This window comes from Gilliamella sp. wkB18 (assembly GCF_001690875.1).
GTDB lineage: Bacteria > Pseudomonadota > Gammaproteobacteria > Enterobacterales > Orbaceae > Gilliamella > Gilliamella apicola_A.
Window position 1 is genome coordinate 1 of the sequence record NZ_LZHM01000106.1, and the last position, 1,070, is coordinate 1,070.

General features: G+C 28.6%; 1 protein-coding gene. It reads left to right on the top strand.

What is annotated here, in order from left to right; genetic code table 11:
* The first annotated feature begins 88 nt into the window (after positions 1-88).
* On the top strand, positions 89-1,057 hold the full coding sequence (locus A9G48_RS10575; protein WP_065576146.1) for a hypothetical protein: 969 nt from the start codon (positions 89-91) through the stop codon (positions 1,055-1,057).
* The last annotated feature ends 13 nt before the right edge of the window (positions 1,058-1,070 follow it).

The following is a 1,070-nucleotide window of genomic DNA, read 5'->3' on the forward strand; positions in this document are numbered from 1 at the left end:
CGGTGTTGTAAACGGAGGTGAATTACATGACTCTCACTTTCATGCTGACTTTTCACTCACTAAAATTGAAGAAATTAAGGAATAGCTTATGAAACATTTATTTTATATCGGTATTATTTTTTCTTTCTTTAGTACCTGCTGCTACAGCCAACAATTTAATATAGAAAAAAAATATCGAGGCAATTCATTTCTCAATAAAGTAGATATGCAAAAATTAGAAAAAGATTGTACACTTCCGCTTAATTATTGGGAAGTTGATGACTTAAAGCAAGCCGAAATTGATAAACGTTGTCCATTACATAAATTTGGTAACTATTTTAGCAATGTTCTTAATTCGGTTGATAAAAGTAAGGTGATCTATCAAAAAAACGGTTTAACCCTAAAATTAAGCAAAGAAGCTTTTAGCCTCGTGGAGGAAGAAAGTGATTATTCTGGTGCTAAATTGACTTTATCTTTAATTCAAAATAATGAAATTAAAGATAAAATAACGCTTGCTAATACTTTTACGAATATAACGAATTTTCTTTTCGTAGGTTATCGATATTACTATATTGCACCAAGTGGTGATATTTATACGTTATCCTTAATGGCAGCAGATAATGGAATCGTTCCTCAAACCTGGAGGCATTATAAAATTGATGAAAAAAAATTAAAATTTAATTTATTACAGATATATGGTCGTCAAATTCAAATCTCTTATCCTGACCATTTCAGCGTAGTACCTAACCCTTATGATATTATCGATTATAACAGCAGTGAATTTTTGGAATGTTTAAATAATGAAACTGACGAAGAATGTAATACAGAGCATATTTATTTTTATTATTTAGATTTGTTAAAACAAAAAACAACGTTATTAGTCAAAAAGAAGAACGCGCCAAAAAATAGCCTCCCATTAATTAAGAAAAAGATAGATAAATTATGTTTAAGTAAAAATAGTCTATTGGATTTGGATGACGATATATATTCTTATTATCCTCCTATAGAAATCTTCTTATGTGAGATAAAAGAATTAAAGCAAGAAATCAAACAAGCTGAAATAAAGCTAGCAAAATAGGATTGATTTAAAA